Origin of the sequence: Anaerotaenia torta (assembly GCF_050433395.1) — a bacterium.
Lineage (GTDB): Bacteria > Bacillota > Clostridia > Lachnospirales > Lachnospiraceae > Mobilitalea > Mobilitalea torta.
This window is the reverse complement of the sequence record NZ_JBNPXH010000002.1, coordinates 290,052-307,342: the sequence shown is the minus strand read 5'-3', so window position 1 is coordinate 307,342 and position 17,291 is coordinate 290,052. Positions and strand designations below refer to the sequence as shown.

General features: G+C 45.5%; 12 protein-coding genes. 11 read left to right on the top strand and 1 reads right to left on the bottom strand.

All coding sequences use genetic code 11. The features are described from left to right. Positions 1-29 precede the first annotated feature (29 nt). Complete coding sequence (locus HNQ56_RS05120) at positions 30-1,070, top strand: DUF4349 domain-containing protein (RefSeq protein ID WP_429143465.1); 1,041 nt, start codon at positions 30-32, stop codon at positions 1,068-1,070. A gap of 131 nt (positions 1,071-1,201) precedes the next feature. Then, positions 1,202-1,657, top strand: a complete 456-nt coding sequence (locus HNQ56_RS05115; RefSeq protein WP_429143463.1) for a hypothetical protein — start codon at positions 1,202-1,204, stop codon at positions 1,655-1,657. Positions 1,658-1,697: 40 nt separating this feature from the next. Here HNQ56_RS05115 and HNQ56_RS05110 read toward each other — a convergent pair whose 3' ends face one another. Continuing rightward, on the bottom strand, positions 1,698-3,098 hold the full coding sequence (locus HNQ56_RS05110; RefSeq protein ID WP_429143461.1) for an MATE family efflux transporter: 1,401 nt from the start codon (positions 3,096-3,098) through the stop codon (positions 1,698-1,700). Positions 3,099-3,262: 164 nt separating this feature from the next. Between HNQ56_RS05110 and HNQ56_RS05105 the strand changes: the two genes are divergently transcribed. From HNQ56_RS05105 to HNQ56_RS05065, 9 genes are all read left to right on the top strand, one after another. Continuing rightward, entirely contained in the window at positions 3,263-4,123 is an 861-nt protein-coding gene (locus HNQ56_RS05105; RefSeq protein ID WP_429143459.1) for a helix-turn-helix domain-containing protein, read from the top strand. A gap of 394 nt (positions 4,124-4,517) precedes the next feature. Next, a complete protein-coding gene (locus tag HNQ56_RS05100; protein WP_429143457.1) occupies positions 4,518-6,284 on the top strand; it encodes an L-fucose isomerase in 1,767 nt (588 codons plus the stop codon). 44 nt (positions 6,285-6,328) lie between these two features. After that, positions 6,329-8,536, top strand: coding sequence for a DUF6259 domain-containing protein (locus tag HNQ56_RS05095; protein ID WP_429143455.1), 2,208 nt, complete (start codon positions 6,329-6,331; stop codon positions 8,534-8,536). A gap of 15 nt (positions 8,537-8,551) precedes the next feature. Further along, the gene (locus HNQ56_RS05090) at positions 8,552-9,922 is read left to right on the top strand and encodes an ABC transporter substrate-binding protein (RefSeq protein WP_429143453.1); all 1,371 of its coding nucleotides are present in this window, start codon (positions 8,552-8,554) and stop codon (positions 9,920-9,922) included. Positions 9,923-10,050: 128 nt separating this feature from the next. Further along, on the top strand, positions 10,051-10,968 hold the full coding sequence (locus HNQ56_RS05085; protein WP_429143451.1) for a carbohydrate ABC transporter permease: 918 nt from the start codon (positions 10,051-10,053) through the stop codon (positions 10,966-10,968). A gap of 9 nt (positions 10,969-10,977) precedes the next feature. Beyond that, positions 10,978-11,811, top strand: coding sequence for a carbohydrate ABC transporter permease (locus HNQ56_RS05080; protein WP_429143449.1), 834 nt, complete (start codon positions 10,978-10,980; stop codon positions 11,809-11,811). Between the two features lie 78 nt (positions 11,812-11,889). Beyond that, positions 11,890-12,975 (top strand): glycoside hydrolase family 172 protein, encoded by a 1,086-nt coding sequence (locus tag HNQ56_RS05075; protein WP_429143447.1) that lies wholly within the window; start codon positions 11,890-11,892, stop codon positions 12,973-12,975. Between the two features lie 198 nt (positions 12,976-13,173). Next, the gene (locus tag HNQ56_RS05070; RefSeq protein ID WP_429143446.1) at positions 13,174-14,499 is read left to right on the top strand and encodes a glycoside hydrolase family 183 protein; all 1,326 of its coding nucleotides are present in this window, start codon (positions 13,174-13,176) and stop codon (positions 14,497-14,499) included. Positions 14,500-14,510: 11 nt separating this feature from the next. Continuing rightward, positions 14,511-16,943 carry a GH116 family glycosyl hydrolase gene (locus HNQ56_RS05065; RefSeq protein WP_429143444.1) on the top strand — a complete coding sequence of 811 codons (2,433 nt, stop codon included), beginning with the start codon at positions 14,511-14,513 and terminating at the stop codon, positions 16,941-16,943. The last annotated feature ends 348 nt before the right edge of the window (positions 16,944-17,291 follow it).

Sequence of the window (17,291 nt, the reverse complement as noted above, 5' to 3'; positions counted from 1 at the left end):
GCATTATATTATATAAAGGAGGAGAAGGTATGAAGAAAAAGAAGATATTGGTTATTGTCAGTCTTATTATGACACTCATGACGGTTCTTTCGGCATGCAGCAGTAAGTCATTCTACAAAGACGAGAATTCGGCCAGCAAGGCTGATTACGGCGGCTGGAACGAGGAGGTGCAGGAAACCGATAAGGAGATGGGGATACCGGAAGAAAAGCCTTCCCTGGATAGCTCCAGTACCGGTTACGGAGCCGCGGTCGGCGGTGCTATAGTAAATACAGAGGAAGCATCGGCTCTGCAGACCCAGGATAAGATTATCAGAACCTTTTATATGGATATGGAGACCCAGGAATTCGACAGCCTGATTACGGATTTGAACGCAGAGATCGGACGTCTGGGCGGATACGTGGAGACTTCCAATATCAGCGGCAGAAGTATCTATAGCAGCGGGGAGATGCGTTACGCGGGAATCACTGCAAGGATTCCCAAGGCCAAGGCGGATGAGTTTGTTAATTCGGTGAATGAAAAAGCGAATGTGGTAAATAAGAAGGAATCAACGGAGAATGTGACGCTTCAGTACACGGACATCCAGAGCCGTAAAAAAGCGCTGGAGATCGAGCAGGAGAGGTTGTTTGAGCTTCTGGAAAAGGCAGAGAGTATGGAGAATATTGTTACTTTGGAAAGCCGTCTCAGTGACATACGCTATGAGCTTCAGAATTATGAAACGACCCTTAGAACCTATGATAATAAGGTAGAATACAGTACGGTATCCTTAACTATTCGGGAAGTGGAGAAGCTGACTCCGGTAGTGGAGGAAGCCAGGCCCACCGTTGCCACCAGAATTAAGAACGGATTTGGCGATACGATTTATCGTTTGAGTGAAGGTACGAAGGATTTTGTGGTATGGTTTATTGTCAATCTTCCCTACCTGCTTATCTGGGCAGCCATTATCACGGCCTCCGTTCTTATCGGAAAACGTATTCTGAAACGGAGGAGAAGCAATAACTCCCAGAACCCGCCGGCCAATCCTCCGATGAATCCGCCGGAAGGCCCGTCTGCACCGCCTGCTCAGAGATAGATTCTGGAGGAACCTGTTTGCTGCTGTCGATTATTTGTGACTGCTTGTTATGGAAAAAATTTCAGGTTAATGATACAATGAACTTGTCCTGCCAGTGCAGAGATGTTCCATAGTAAAAGGAGAAGGCAAATATGAAGACAGCGGTGTGCTGCATCTGCTTTTTACTATGTATCTACCCCTTTGGTAGCTACGGGATGAATGAGCAACATGGGAAATACCTGATGGATGGAGATCCGGCAGTGTTTGCCGGTGCAGGAGCACAGAGGCCGGGGGTTGCCGAAACAGAGGTAAACAGGGAAGAAGAGAGGCCGGAGCTTACCGCGATGGAAGCACTTGACCTGGTAAAAGAAAATTACTGCGCTAACTTTCATAAGATTTGCCCTTCGGCAGAGGACGATTATTATTATAAATTGTCCTTTGCCGAATATTATCTGGTATATGAAGGGCAGGGAGAAACAGAGGAGGAATTTCTGTTTCACCTTTATGAATTTGTTCTGGATGAACCGGAGACGGGCATCGGGCATACCGTGACCTATGGCTGGTACCGGGTGAACCGATATACCGGGGAGGTGGAGGAAACACGGTGATAAAAGATGCGAAGTACTTATTCTGATACAAGATAGTGATTTACAATATGATCTTAGTCCATCTCCCGCTGGAAAAGCGATGATAGCTGCTGGCAAAGCGGAAAGCCTGATCAATTAGCAGAGCCACCCAGGCCCCGTACACACCGAGTCCGGCCGGATAGCAGAGAAGGAAGGTCAGCAGGGGACGGATCAGAGCCACGCTTAAGAAGGAGGTTCCTGCCACATATGCCGTATCTCCCGCACCGCGCAGGCAGCCTGACAACACCACCTGTGAGGTCTGGAAATGGGTTCCCAGGGCGGCAAGGATCATGATGTTGGCACCCAGAGTGATGATTGCGGCTTCATCGCTGAACAAGGATACCAAAAAGGTTCTTCCAAACAAAAAGACCAGGAAGATTCCACAGGAAATAAGAAAAGCAAGACGCTGGCCGGTTTTACCATAGACAATGGATAAATCCGGCCTTTTTGCACCCAGATTCTGCCCCACCAGGGCAGAGGCCGCAATGGACAGCCCGTCTCCGAAGCAGAAGGAAAGGGTCAGTATGTTCATACAGATCAAATGGGTTGCATATTGGGTTGTGCCAAGTCTTGCAATAATGGCAGCATAGGCTAGAAAACCAATTCTCATAAATACCTGCTCTACAAAAGCGCTGCTGCTCACCTTAATAATGGCATCGGTCACATCCCGGTGGATGGCCCATCCGGCCTTCACATGAAAGGACAGATAACCCTTTGACCGGAGTAAAGTGGAGAAGGAAATTAAAAATGCGGCAATTGCGCCCATCAAAGTGGCAATTGCCGCACCTCGGACCTCTAATTTGGGGAAAATACCGATTCCATTAATTAAGAGAAAGTTGAAGGGTATATTAATCAGATTACTGATAATATTACTGTACATGGATACCTTGGTCTTTCCGCAGCCCCTCTGTGCAGCATTGATGGTGAGATTCAATGCCTGGAAGGGAAGGGACAGCAGGATGACATCAAAGTAGTCAAGAGCATAATTCAGATAGGAGCTTTCTGCACCGGCAAACAGCAGGATGGGCTTGGCAAACAGGAATCCTAAGAAGGCCATGAGTATGGAGCTGACCGCACTGAAAATGATTCCGGTACGAACTGTTCTGTTGGCATCCCTCCGGTTATCCTGCCCCTTCCGGCGGGCTGCTACGGCTGTGATACCGGTATTCAGGGAGAAGATCAGCGCCAGCAGGATGAACTTGGGCTGGGTAGTTATCCCGACTGCTGCGATGGCTCCCTCGCCCAGAGTTCCGACCATAATGGTATCAATAGCCCCGACCAGAGCAACAAGAAGGGCCTCCAGGGCGGATGGCCATGCAATACGAAAGAAATTGGAGTATGCTGTGCGGGAGGATGGCAAATCGCCGATAATCTGATGCCTTTTCAGCATTCCCTTTACTGAAAAGAATTTTGTCAATTGCATTGTATAAACCCCTTCCTTTTTGAATCCATATTGTGATTATAACATGTTTTTTTGCGAAAACAATGTATTATCGTATAGATTGGACGGTCAATTAGCTTGTATCGAATTCCGAGTTGTTGTATAATTAATATAAAGAGTGGTAACTAACGTTGGGAGATGATTACATGTCGCATACACATTACTATATAGAGAATCCCAAAGGGCAGATATTATCACTGAACCCGGAGCTTTTATATACCGGAGTGGTAGCTGATGACCCGAATTGGTTTAATGTAAGGCACCTGCATGATGTTTGCGAGCTCCTTTATGTCGCAGGCGGTGAAGGTGTGATTGTCATGGGTGATACTACATATGAACTCAAAACAGGAAACCTGGTTATAATAAATCCTTATATTTTCCATGAGGAGAAAACCTCGAAGGATAATCCCCTGCTTTTAATGTTTGTATCCATGAGGAATTTCTCACTGCCGGGCCTTAAGATAAACCACCTTATTGATGATAAGGCCTGTCCGGTGATAGACTGCGGTAAATATAAGCATCATATGGATACTTATTTCAGGGAGCTGCTGAAGGAATCCGCGAATCAGATTAATTATTATCAGCAGATTACCAAAAGTTTATTGATTGCGATTATTGTATTAAGCTTGCGGCTTCTTAGCATTGAGGAGACGAATCAGGACGAGAGAACCCTTAACTGTAAGAAGATTAAGGAATATCTTGATAAGAATTATACAGAGCCCATCACTCTGGAATCCTTGTCGGAGATGGTTTATGTAAGCAAATGTTATCTTTCCCATATGTTCAAGGAGCAGACCGGTACTTCGCCGATAAAATATCTGACCCAGAAAAGAATTGAGAGTGCCTGCGCGATGCTTAAGGATACCAATATGTCAGTAAAGGAGATCAGTAAAACGGTAGGTTATGAGAATCCGCTGTATTTCAGCCAGGTGTTTAAAAATGTCCTTAACATGTCACCGTTAGATTATCGGAACAGCCAGAAAGACCATGCAAAGGTTCCCCAATAAAAGCAGCGTATAAAATGATATCATATTTTTTATTTCATCATTTGTTTATAGCAAAATATATAATATGTTTTTTTGTTATCAACGGTTTTAAGAAGCTTTTTCTTAAAACCGTTTATTTTTTATGCAGCCTTAAGACTGGCTGAAACCATGCATTTTCGCAGAAACTTAACATGACCTTCCAGCTTTCTTTGTATAAGTATGCACTATGCCTGAATGGCAAGCTGTGAAAAACGAAAACATGGATATAAACAATATTACATATATAGATGACAGTATCCATTATGGACATAATGGACAGTTCCTTGTTATCATAGACGTATGATTTGGTGATAATGTATAAAGGACGACATTGATTTTCAAATCATAAAGTATGTTTTGTGAAAGGAAGTCTGACATGAGAACTTATCCCAAAATTGGTATCAGACCAATTATTGATGGAAGACGAATGGGTATCCGTGAAAGCTTGGAGGAAAAGACCAGAGCTATGGCGGAAGCAGCAAAGCTTTTTATAGAAGAAAATGTTACATACCCGGATGGAACTCAGGTTCAATGCGTCATATCTGAAGGTTCCATCGGAGGAGGAGAGGAAGCGGCAAGATGCGCCGATCAGTTCCTACGGGAAAATGTTTGCGCAACCCTTAGCGTTACTCCCTGCTGGTGTTATGGAAGCGAAACTATGGATCTTAACCCAAAGACGATAAAAGCGGTATGGGGCTTTAACGGGACAGAACGGCCCGGTGCGGTATACCTGGCTGCTGTAATGGCTGCCCACAACCAGAGAGGTCTGCCCGCATTTTCTATTTATGGGCATGATGTACAGGACTTGGCAGACAACACGATTCCTGAGGATGTCAGAGAAAGGCTTCTATCCTTTGCGAAAGCAGCAATCGCTGTCGGCTTGATGGAGAACAGGGCTTACGTCGGGATCGGCTCGGTATGTATGGGTATCGCAGGCTCCAATGTGGATGCACAGTTTTTACAGGAATACCTGGGAATACGAACGGAATGGATTGATATGACCGAGGTTCTTAGAAGAATAAAATACGAAATATATGATAAAGAAGAATACGAAAAGGCAATCACTTGGGTCAAAGCAAATTGTAAAGAGGGCTTTGATAAGAATCCGGAATCCATTCGCCATACGAAAGAGCAAAAGGATGCCGAGTGGGAACATTGCGTTAAGCACACTCTGATTTGCAAGGATTTAATGCAGGGTAATCCAAAGCTTCATGCTATGGGTTGGCAGGAGGAGGCTTTGGGCCGCAATGGTATCATGGGAGGCTTCCAGGGACAGAGAATGTGGTCTGACTGGTGTCCCAACGGTGATTTTACAGAAGCGATGCTAAATACCACCTTTGATTGGAACGGTAAGAAACAGCCGATGATATTTGCTACGGAGAACGATCATTTGAATGCAGTATCCATGCTATTCGGGAACCTTTTAACCGGAAGAGCCAGTATATTTGCCGATGTCAGGACCTATTGGAGTCCGGAAGCGATTGAAAGAGTTACAGGCTGGCAGCCGGAAGGCACGGCAAAGAACGGATTGATCCATTTGATCAACTCCGGAGCAGCAGCCTTGGATGCAACAGGTGCGGTGAAGGAAAACGGAAGCTCTGTCATGAAACAATGGTGGGATATGACGGATACGGACATGGAAGCCTGTCTCAAGGAAACCGACTGGTGTCCGGCAGACCTGTACTATTTCAGAGGAGGCGGCTTCTCCTCACACTTTAGAACCGGCGGAGAGATGCCTGTGACCATGGTCAGGGTAAATCTTGTGAAGGGGATCGGACCGGTCCTGCAGATAGCAGAAGGCTATACGGCCGTTATTCCGGATAAGGTCCATGAGCAATTAGATCAAAGAACAGATCCGACCTGGCCTACCACCTGGTTTGTACCTAAGCTTACCGGTGAGGGAGCATTTACGGATGTACATTCCGTGATGGCTAACTGGGGAGCAAACCACGGAGCATTTGTATACGGTCATATCGGTAAGGATCTGATCACTCTGGCTTCCATGCTGAGAATCCATGTATCAATGCATAACGTTGATAAAAAGGATATCTTCCGGCCGCATGCCTGGAGCGCCTTTGCTACAGAATGTCTTGAATTTGCCGATTTCAAGGCATGCGAGGTCTACGGACCCAGATACCGCTAGTGCGGGCGGCTATGTTCTTATAGGGCAGATTAGGAGGCGACAGGGTGCTTTGTTTAAGGAATGACATAATTGAAGTACAGTTTAATGAGCAGAATGGTGCAATTCGTAAAATGATTGACCGTAAGAAGGGCAAGGTTATAATTGATAACCTTCTGGATGAAGTATTTAAGCTGGAGTTGGAGGAAGAAGTTTACAGTGAAGATTTTGAAGCCTTCAGTTATACCGGGGAAGACGATAAGCTGCAGCTGTGCTGGAGGCTTCCGGGCGAGTTAAAGCTGATTGCTTTATGGCAGCTACGCGAAGACTCTGTAGCTATGGAATCCCATGTGGAAAACTACGGCAGATGGAAGGTCAGCAGCATAGAGTATCCGCTCCTGGATGGGATCGGTGACCTGGCAAAGGCCTATGGAGCGCAGGAGGGAGAAGCAAAGAACTACATCGCTCATTCCTATGCTACCGGACTCTTGGTGGAAAATCCCTTGGAGCATTTTAAAGAGGAGGAAGGCTTCCGGTATATGCCTTATCCGGAAAGCTTCTCCGGTGCCACGATGCAGTTCTTCACTTATTACTGTGAAAATACCGCCGGCTTGTATTTTGCGGCCTATGATAACCAGTATCATCAGAAATGGTTAAATATCTATAAGCATGGCGGAAGCTTAAGAGTAAGCCAGATTTATGGCTATGAGGATATTGAAGCTGGCAAGGGACTTATGGCTCCATGGAAATTCGTCATTACCCTGACCAAGGGCGATGGATGGTATGAAGCCGGTGATCTCTATAAGGAATGGGCAGTCAGACAATCCTGGTGCAGCAGAGGCAGGTTATGTGAACGCACCGGGGATAATAAAGCTGCCTGGCTTTATGAAGATATGGGCGCCTGTACCTTCGGCCTCAATGCCTGCCATGACAGGACGGCTTGGATTAACCGGTACGCAAGGGACATTAAAAGTCCGATTTTCCACATCCTTGGACCCGATTGGCCCAATGTGGAGCAAAATTATATGAATTCACTGCCCGGTGGGTATAACGACTGGTTTCCCACCAGATTTAGTAAGGAGAACCGGAACGCGATACGGGAAAATGGTGACCGGTTTGCCCCCTTTGAATTTGACTTTCTGGTTGCCATAGATAAATCCGACAGCGATCAAATCTGTGAGAGTCTCCAGAAATGGCCGCAGAAGCCGAAATCAAAGGACGAATATAAATTCACGATGCTTTGTCCGGCCTGTGAATACACCAGAAAGCTGCATGTAACAAGGGATGTGCAGGTGGTTAAGGAAAGCGGCTGTGATGCGATGTACTATGATATATCCGCCAATAATATCTTAAAAACCTGTATGAGTGATGAGCATGGCCACCCGGTGGGAGCCGGAAAGGAAATGACAAAGGCATACCGGGAGATATACTTAGAAACCAGGAATAAGCTTTCGGCAGAGAAAGGACATTATGTTCCCCTTGGAACAGAGATGATCAACGAGGTATTTCTGGACTGCCTGGACTTTTATCAGGCGAGAGCCAATGCACAGCCCTGTTCCTCTTTGGAGACCTGGATATTCAGGGATCTGATCAAGCAGGGTACAGCACAGCTCATACCGATGTTTCAATATGTGTACAGCGGGTATGCACCTTTGAGAATGGATGGCTGGGGCAAGCTGACCCAGGAGGGTGGGGATCTGATCTATCACACCATCGCAAAGACCTATTTATGGGGCGGATTGTTTGAAATCAACAGCGAGTACAGCGAGATGGAAGTGCTGGAAGAGAAGGGCAACCGTGCGAAGGAGCATTATAGTGATTTCAAGGCTGCAGGCTTTCGGTATGATAAGAAAATCGCGGATTACATAGCTAAATTTGCTGCATTAAGGACAGGCAGCCACAAAGAAATTCTTGCATACGGCGAAATGAAGAGGCCGCCGAGATTACGGAATGCAAAGGTATGGCGCACCTATTTCCAATATAATTCATCAAAAAGAAGCCTGGAATTAGGAGATAGAGGAACCATTCTTTTAGACAGCGTAATAGCCTCCAGATATCGGTATCGAAATTCGGAACTAATCCTAATAGCGAACACCAGCGAATTTCATCAGGAGATGATATGGGAGGATTACTGTCTTGAGGATGACAAAGAGTATGATGTTTGTCTTGATTATGTAAATGAAGACAGTTGCTTCATTAATATTTTGGGAAGGGAGTTAAATGGCATTAAATTAATGCCCAAGCAACTTGTGTTAATAAAAATCAACAATAAGTAAAGGGAGGAAAAAAGAATGAAATGTAAGAAAGTAATTGCACTGGTATTAGCAGGAGCTATGGTACTCCTCGCATTAGCAGGCTGCAGCAAGGGCTCGAAGGAGCCGGTAACAAACGGTACTTCTCCAACCTCAGCAGGAGATAAGACGAATGGGGATGATTCTTCAACAACAAAAGACCCTGTAAAAGTAGTGGTATGGAACCAGATTTTCGAGCCTTGGAACCAGGAATTCTTTGAGCAGAAAGCAGAAGAATATAACCAATTAGGCAGAGGCTATGTGGTTGAGCAGGAATTCATTGCAGGGGATGCCTGGACAGAAAGAATGGCAGGAGCACAGGCAGCAGGAACCGCCCCTGACACTTATGTAATGTCCTATGGTAATATTGTTATGAACGTTAAGGATGGCTTGCTCATGCCGTTAAATGACCTGCTTCCTCAGGCGGCATTTGATGATCTGAATGATAATGTAAGAGAAATGGTAAGCTATGACGGTAAAATATGGGCATACCCCCAGCTTGTCGAGCCTTCCACAGTTCTTTTCTACAGAACAGACTTATTTGCAGATGCAGGAATTACAAAGGTTCCTACCACTTGGGATGAACTGATCGATACGGCAAAGAAATTAACCACCAATGATGTGTTTGGACTCGGTATTCCGGACTTCGGCTCCATGGGCTGGTGTACCTGGGGCTTACAGCAGGCATCCTCCGGACATCTTGCAATCAATGATAACTGGGATACTCCCTTGATTGATCAGGGATATATTGATTTAGCCAATTTCTATAAGAAAGCCTTTGATGAAGGTGTTGTTCCTGAGGTTGCCCTATCAGGCTATGCTGATATGAAGGATTTCGGTGAAGGCAGTGTTGCAATGAAATTCTGCGGCTCCTGGGGTGTTGGACAGATTATTAACGATTATCCGGAACTGGCAGATAAATTCGCAATTGCAATTCCTCCGACTAAGGATGGAAAGCAGGATGGTATCTTAGCGACCAACGGCGGCTGGAGCTATGTTGTAGATGCAAAAACCAAGGTAGCAAAGGGTGCGGCGGATTACATCAGCTGGTTGCTGGCTGAGGATGTAGAAACCTCTGCAGATTTCTTCAAGGTTGCAAACTATGCAAAGGCTGCCCCCAGAAAGAGCGTTGCTGAATACATCGCCGGAGTTGCGGGAGACAGCACTTGGGCGGAAACCGTAAACTATGTATCCGCTCATGCGACTGCAGAACCGATCTATCCTTGGGATATCTCAGCAACCGTCGCTTTGATGTTTGAAAACACGGCTCTTGGCATGATGAGTCCGGAGGACGCTGCCGCTCAGGCAGCAGCGACTATCCAGGATATTATCACAAACCAAAACTTAGCCGGAACCAATCCTAGAAAATAGGAATCAACGAAACAGTCATATATAATCCGGAATTAGCCATTTTATAGTTATCATGGGAAAGGGCTAGTTCCGGATTAAAGTGAACCGGCGATTGCTTGGCTGGAAAACGGAGAGAAGGAGGTAACGATTTGAAGTCCAAGAAGAAGAGACAAGGCGGGATAACTAATTTTGACAAAAGAGATATGAAAATCGCATACTTGATGTTGCTGCCTGCTGTAGTCATGCTTACTATATTTGTAATCGTTCCGCTTATAATGGCAATACAGAAATCCTTTTATGATTGGAACTATTATATCGATTCTGTATTTGTGGGGTTGTATAATTACAGAGTAATTCTTAAAACAGTTTATTTCCAAAAGGCGATCATAAACGTAGTAAAATTTGTTGTGGTCATTGTTCCGCTTTTACTTATCCTTTCGTTCCTATTTGCCCATGTGCTTAAGGGGGTGGGCAGCAGGATGAGTACAATGATTAAAACCGCTATCTACATCCCCGGCATCATTTCGGGAATTGCCACATCCGTAATATTTATCTTTATTCTTGACTATAAGGGGGGGATCATCAACCAGATCCTGATGGCAACCGGTGTCGGCAGAATCGGCTTTCTGAATAATCCCTTCTGGGCCTTCATAGCAGTGGTTGCACCAACGGTCTGGCTGGGCATCGGCGGTAATACAATCCTGATGTATGCTGCTTTAGTGAATGTTCCCCAGGAATATTATGAAGCTGCTTCCGTGGATGGAGCCAGTGCCTTTACGAAAATGATCCGAATCACGCTGCCTCAGATGAAGAATATATTTGTACTAATGTGCATCAGCCTGACAGCCGGAACCCTTCAGATGTTTGATATCCCTTATATGTTAACCGGCGGCGGTCCTTCTAATTCAACCTTAACGCCGATGCTTTATCTATATAATAATTACAGGGATATCAGCAAGGGCATGGGCTATACCATTGCCGGTGCAATTATGATGATGATCGTCATAGCGCTCATTAATTCAGTCGTATTTGCCGTGATCAAATCAGAGAAAAGTTTGGAAGGATAAGGTGTTATCATGAGAAAGCTGAAAAAGAAGATAATAAGGATAGTTTATTCCATAATAGCACTCAGTGTGGCGCTCCTGGGTCTGTTTCCATTAGTGTGGATGGCTCTGGCAAGCTTTAAAAACAAAAAAGAGGTTTTCGCTACACCCTTAAAGTTTTTCCCCACGGTTTGGACAATGGAAAACTTTGATATTATTTTTGATGACAAATCGATTTCTTTTACCAGATCAATATTTACTACCCTGTTCGTATCGGTAACCGCAGTATTTCTGGCTTTGCTTATCAATATGATGGCCGGCTATGTGTTTGCCAGAATGAATTTTTATCTCAAAAAGTTTTTTTGGGTATATTGTATCATCTCCATGTATATTCCCGGCATGACCATCTTACTGACCTCCTTTTTGGTGGTACAAAAACTGGGCATGCTTGATAGCTTAGGGGTCTTGATTCTGCCGGGTTTGGTATCAGGGTATAGTATTTTCTTCTTCCGGCAATTTTTCCTGAACCTGCCCTCCAGCCTTGAGGAAGCAGCAATGATTGACGGAGCCGGCCGTGTAAAGATTTTCTTTAAGATATTCATACCTTTGTCAAAATCTCCGATGGTTGTTTTGGGAGCAGGAACCTTCATCGGCTATTGGAACAGTTTTTTATGGCCGTCCATGACCATATCCCAGCCGAAATATATGCAGGTTATACAGATTATCCGGTCTATGAGATCTGTATACTCAACGAATTTTGGTGCTGTTATGGCAGGGACTTCGATTGCGGTCATACCGCCGATTATTCTGTTCTTTATCTTCCAGAAACAGATTGTGAAAGGTGTCGTATTATCTGGTATAAAATAAGACATGAAAAAAATACATACTTGAAATAGTACTCTGCATAGATATTGATTTGCGGTAGTGAGGAAAGGAAGGTTTATTATGAACACAAATTATGCAGCAGATTTATCTTCAATCATGCTTCCAAGAGACGGAAAGAGAAAGAGGGAGTCATCCTATGACCGCACCGGCGGCAATGATGACAGAATCTATGTGAAACCGGGAGATACGGCTGTCATCGCTGATATCAAAGCTCCGGGAATGATAACCCATATCTGGATGACTATGATGAATGAGGGAGAGGAAAAGGACAGCTTAAGAAAGCAGGTACTGAGATTTTACTGGGATAATGAGGAAGAGCCCAGTGTCCTGGCACCCATCGGTGATTTCTACGGAATGGGGCATGCCATGAGCCGGAATTATGTTTCTGCACCCTTACAGATGAGTCCTGAGGATGGAAAAGGCTTCAACTGCTGGTTCCCCATGCCGTTTAAGGAAAGAGCGCTTCTGACCGTTACCAATGAGGGCAGTACGACCCTGATCCTGTATTTCTATGTTGATTACGAAGAATATGAGGAGCCGAAGGAGGAGCTGTTACATTTCCATGCGAAGTGGCACCGGGAATGTCCTACCGAAGGCGTTGATAAAGATAACTTTAAAGCCCATAGGGAATGGTGCTTTGGCGGGGAAAATAAATCCGGTGAAGGTAATTTTGTCCTCCTGGAAGCAGAAGGACGCGGCCATTATGTGGGAGCCAATGTCAATATACATAACCTGAATACCGATGACCATTGGGATTGGCCCGGTGAAGGGGATGATATGATTTTCATTGATGGGGATAAGGTGCCTACGCTTCATGGAACCGGTACAGAGGATTATGTGAACATGGCCTGGTGCCCTACCCAGGAATATCATGCGCCTTATCACGGACTGCTCCTTGGCGGAAAGAATAACTGGAAGGGCAAGATCACCTATTACCGTTATCATATCCAGGACCCCATCATGTTTGAGAATTCCATCAAGGTTACGATAGAACACGGACATGCAAATCACAGAAGCGATGACTGGTCTGCGACGGCTTATTGGTACCAGACGGAGCCCCATCTGCCCTTCGGACCTATCCTGCCGGTAGAAAAGAGACTTCCGGTGAATGAGGATGCCTTAAGCTGGGGGGACATAACTCTCTAATCTTTTATAAGCGTGTTCGTTGGCTTATGACGCCTTTCATAGAATACAGTGAATGAAATCAGCTCATTTTATATAGATAAAAGCGCTCCCTCCTCTTAATGCTTTCATGCGCTTGCATTCTACAATATTAGGAGCTGATTTTTATAACAATATATTTATATATGCGTAAGCATTAACCTACGCAGGAATGAGGAGAGTATGCTTAAAAATAGAATATATTATCTTGTTTTTGTCTTGTTAATTACTCTGTTCACGGTTGTGGGATGCTCGAAAGAGGGTAATCCCAATCCGGAGACAGAAGCAGGGGAAGGAACAGGGAATGGTTTGACGGATCAATCGAAATCAGAAGACTCTGACGTGGATTCTTCAGAGGATAAGGTGGGGGAAACAGCTTCGGACGAGAAGTCCGAAGAGGAACCGGTCTTAAGCACCTCCGAGAAAAAGGTTCAGCAAGCATTAGAGATATTGAAGGCACATAAGGAGAAGAATTTAACCTATGCGCCTCTTGCAGACCCAGAGGATAAGTATAATTTAAATATCGTAAAGAACATTCATATGATTGCGGTAGAAACAGGGGAGTATTCCATCAATAAAACAAAATCAAACTATAGGGTGGGCGGTACGGATCTTGGTATTTCCTTTAACCTGGGGGATACAACTTACATAGCATTCGGAGATACTTTCCAAAATGAATGCATGGAGGGCGGCTGGAGGAGCAATGTGCTGGCGATTACTACGGATGATGATTATACCGATGGAATCCTTTTCGACTCTATGGTCGCGAGACCTGGTGTGAAAACCGCAAAAGAGCTGATACCCAGTAAAAAGGTCGATAACCTGGAGATGACAACGATACCGACCGGCGGAATTGCCATTGGGGAAGCTCTTTATATGTCCTATATGTCAGTCCGTCACTGGGGGACTCCGGGGGGCTGGGATTGTAATTTTGGTTCCATCGCGAAAAGCGTGGACTATGGCCAGAACTGGGAGCCTTTGGAAACCTTGCGCTGGCCCGGTGATACAAGCTTCTGCCAGATGGTACCGGTGATGATTGAGGATTATGTTTACGTTCTCGGGATCACAGGCGGCCGCCGGGGCCCTGCAAAGCTGATGAGGGCTCCGGTCAGTGATTATGTGAATTTTGCAGCCTTTGAATACCTCATGGGGTATGATGAGGGAGGAAATCCGATCTATGAAACCGGAGAAAAGGCCATGTATGAGGCATATAACGTATTGCCGAAGGCGGTTGGTGAGATGTCCGTCCTGTACAGCGAGTACCTGGAGGAATGGCTGGTAACCTATATTGACGGCAAGGGAGATCTGGTAGTTAAGAGTGCGAAGAACATTTACGGTCCCTATTCCAAGCCTGTGATTATAGCAGCCCAGAAGGATTTTCCCAGCCTATATGGCGCCTTTATGAATCCCAAATGGGTTTCTGAAGATGGTAAAAAAATTGCGTTTATGATGTCGATATTTGATCCGGTCTATAATACTGTCTTAATGGAAATGGAACTGGAAAGATAGGAGAATAATCCATGGAAGAGAAAGTGATTAGGAGTAACACGCAGAGGAGCTTTACGAAGGAAGCCTCCGCAGCAAAATTTTTATTGGGCGGAATTGGTACCGGTAATATATCAATTGGAGCCAGAGGAAACTTTACGGATTTTGAGATATTCGGACTTCCTAATACCGGAATGGATTCGCCTTATACGTTTTTTGCCTTCCGGTCGGAGGATGAGAAGGGAAACGTGGTGACAAAAGCCCTGGAGGGTCAGCTTGTTCCGCCCTTTGAGCATTCCCACGGCTTTACTGCCTGGGAGATCGGAGGCTTACCGAGATTCAAAGAAACTACCATGACCGGAGAGTATCCCTATGTTTGGATTGACTTTGCGGATGAGGAGGTGCCGTTTGATATTACGATGGAGGCCTACACTCCATTCATTCCGCTGCAGGTGGAGGAATCGGCAATTCCCTGTGGAATCGTAAGATATAAGGTGAAGAATACTTCGGACAGTACCCAGAAGGTCAGTATAGCCGGTTCCTTAGCTAATCTGTGCAATTACAGCGGACGGGATATCTGGAATAAGCCTTTATTTGAGGGAGAGTCAAAGAATACCTTCCTAAGCAGGGAAGGCTGCTGCGGGCTTTCCCTTACGACAGAGAGTAAGGGGAAGGATGAGCTTGGTTTCATGGACATGGGTATCTTTACGACGGATCAGGAGGTTTTTTACCGGGAGTACTGGAACGAAGGCGCCTGGTGGGATGGTCTGCAGGATTTTTGGAATGATTTTTCGGAGGATGGATTACTGGATAATCACAGGGTAATAAAAGCCCAGGGTAACCGGATGCATCGCAGTGATATTAAGATCGGTTCCCTGGGTATGAAAAAGGTTCTGGAGCCGGGTGAGACCAAGGAATATCTATTCCTGATCACCTGGTGCCACCCCTGGAGAATCCGCTCCTGGGATCAGCTGCAGGATGTTCGGAAAAATAACAGGAGCCTGATTAAGAATTATTATGCGACCCTCTATCCGTCGGCAATCGCTGCAGCCGAGTATGCAGCAGCTAACCTGGAACGGCTGGAGGAGCTGACGGCAGCCTTCCATAATAGCTTCTTTGGAAGCACTTACCCGGACTATGTCCTGGATGCTGTGGCAAGTAACCTTACGGTCATCCGGAGCAATACCTGTTTTCAAGTGGAGGATGGTACCTTTTTTGCCTATGAAGGCTGTTTTAATATCGCCGGCTGTTGTGACGGTAATTGCACCCATGTCTGGAATTATGCACAGTCGCTGGCGCATATGTTCCCTCAGCTGGAACAGTCCATGAGATATACCGAGTTCTTAGATGAAACCGATGAGGAAGGGGCGATGAGATTCAGGGCCAGAACCTATCTTCAGGATGAGCCTTGGGAGCTGCCTCCCGCAGCAGACGGGCAGCTGGGCTGTATCCTCCGGCTTTACCGTGATTGGAGGTTTTCCGGTGATCAGGAATTCCTGACCCGGTTATGGCCCTATGCCCAAAAAGCTTTGGATTTTGCTATGAGGTACTGGGATCAGGACGGAGACGGTGCTCTGGACGGGCAGCAGCATAATACCTATGATATCGAATTCTATGGTATGAATGCAATGATCAACTCCATCTATATCGCAGCCTTAAAAGCCGGTGAGCAAATGGCTCTTTTCCTGGGCGATAAGAATAAGGCAGAGGAATACCGCAGAACTTATGAAGCGGCATCGGCTATCGTGGATCATGACTGTTTTAACGGTTCTTATTATATACAGAAAATAGAAGATGTCAACGAGTACAAGTACCAATTCGGAGACGGCTGTCTTTCTGACCAGCTCTTCGGGCAGCAGCTGGCCCATATGGCGGGACTGGGCTATGTTTTTAATGAGGAGCATGTGAAAAAGGCGGTTAAGGCAATTTATGATAACAATTTTATGACGTCCCTGCATAAGCATTGCAACCTGCAGCGTACCTATGCGCTGAATGATGAGGCAGGTCTTCTGATCTGTACCTGGCCCTCCGGAAACAGGCCGGAGATCCCCTTTGTATACAGTGACGAGGTCTGGACCGGAATTGAATACCAGGTAGCAAGCCATTTAATTTATGAGGGCTTTGTTACGGAGGGATTAAATATCGCGAAGGCAGTCCGCAACCGGCACGATGGCATCCGAAGGAACCCCTGGAATGAAGTAGAATGCGGAAATCATTATGCCAGGTCACTGGCAAGCTACGGTCTGATCCTTGCACTAAGCGGCTTCCATTGTGAGTTACCGCATAACAAGATTAAGCTTGCTCCGGTAATGTCCGACGATACCTTTAAGACCTTTTTCACCTGCGGCAAGGCATGGGGAACAATAACAGTAACGAAGGACAGAGATACAGGGGTGAAAAGCATTATGACAGAAGTACTGTATGGGACGTTAGATGGGATAGAAATTGAGCTTGAAGGATCAAAGTAAATATCTATGCCATGAATTGAGCGTGTCATAAATGGGGAATCCCACTTGAGATATAATATAGTGTTTTTTAAATGGTGAGCGACGCTGTGAAACTTGATTTTCTGACCTTTCACATAGAATCGCTCACCATTTTATTTTATTAATTTCAGCAGAAAGATTCAAAGAAAGACGTAAGATTACCGGTTTATGCAATTACCATAATGGTATCGATGAACCCGGCCAGAGGAATGGGAAGAGCTTCCAGAGCCAACGGCCGGGCAATACGTATAAACACCTTTCTTTTTAACCATATTGTGATTATAATATGTTTTTTGTGAAAACAAGGTATTATCATATAGAATGGACATC